Annotated in this window: 1 protein-coding gene; it reads left to right on the top strand. The window is 66.7% G+C overall.

The window, feature by feature from the left end; translation table 11 throughout:
- Position 1 precedes the first annotated feature (1 nt).
- Positions 2 to 1,204, top strand: a 1,203-nt coding sequence (gene manD, locus CXQ91_RS24115; RefSeq protein ID WP_104176365.1) for a D-mannonate dehydratase ManD, incomplete at its 3' end; no start/stop codon positions are given.

Here is a 1,204-nt window from a genome sequence, read left to right as displayed (position 1 = left end):
TGTGAAAATCATTGCCGCGGAAGTCTTTGTGACAAGCCCGTCCCGTAACTTCGTGACCCTCCGGATCACCACGGAGGACGGCGTGACCGGCATCGGTGACGCCACCCTGAACGGCCGCGAGCTCGCCGTCGCCGCGTACCTGAAGGAACACGTCGCGCAGCTGCTGATCGGCAAGGACCCGCACCGGATCGAGGACACCTGGCAGTTCCTGTACCGGTCCTCGTACTGGCGCCGCGGCCCGGTGACCATGGCAGCGATCGCCGCGGTGGACATGGCGCTCTGGGACATCAAGGGCAAGATCGCCGGGATGCCGGTCTACCAGCTCCTCGGCGGGGCATCCCGCAACGGCCTGCGCGCCTACGGCCATGCCTCCGGCGCGGACATCCCCTCCCTGTTCGACTCGGTCCGCGAGCACCTGGAACTCGGCTATAAGTCCGTCCGCATCCAGACTGCCGTCCCGGGCATCAAGGCCGTCTACGGCGTCGCCGCCCAGGCCCAGGCCTCGGGTGAACGCTACGACTACGAGCCCGCCGGGCGCGGCGCGTTCCCGGTGGAGGAGGACTGGGACACCCGGGCGTACCTGCGCCACTTGCCGTCCGTGTTCGAGGCTGTCCGGAACGAGTTCGGCCCGGAGCTGCCGCTGCTGCACGACGGCCACCACCGCATGACCCCGATCCAGGCCGCCAAGCTCGGCAAGGCCCTGGAACCGTATGACCTGTTCTGGCTCGAGGACTGCACCCCGGCCGAGAACCAGGAGGCGCTGCGCCTGGTCCGCCAGCACACCACCACGCCGCTGGCCATCGGTGAAATCTTCAACACCGTGTACGACTACCAGACCATCATCAAGGAACAGCTGATCGACTACGTCCGGGCAGCCTCCACCCACTTCGGCGGGATCTCCCCGCTGAAGAAGGTCATGGACTTCGCCGCGCAGTACCAGATCAAGTCCGGCTTCCACGGCCCCACCGACATCTCCCCGGTGGGCTTCGCCGCCCAGCTGCACGTGGGCCTGGCCATCCACAACTACGGCATCCAGGAATACATGCAGCACTCGGACGCCACCAACACGGTGTTCGAGCAGTCCATGACGTTCGTGGACGGCTACCTGCACCCGGGCGATAAGCCCGGCATCGGCGTCGAATTCAACGAAGAGGCCGCGGCCACGTACCCGTACCAGCAGGCCTACCTGCCGTACAACCGCCTC

This window comes from Arthrobacter sp. Y81 (genome assembly GCF_002929335.1).
GTDB lineage: Bacteria > Actinomycetota > Actinomycetes > Actinomycetales > Micrococcaceae > Arthrobacter.
This window is presented reverse-complemented; position numbering and strand designations above follow the sequence as displayed.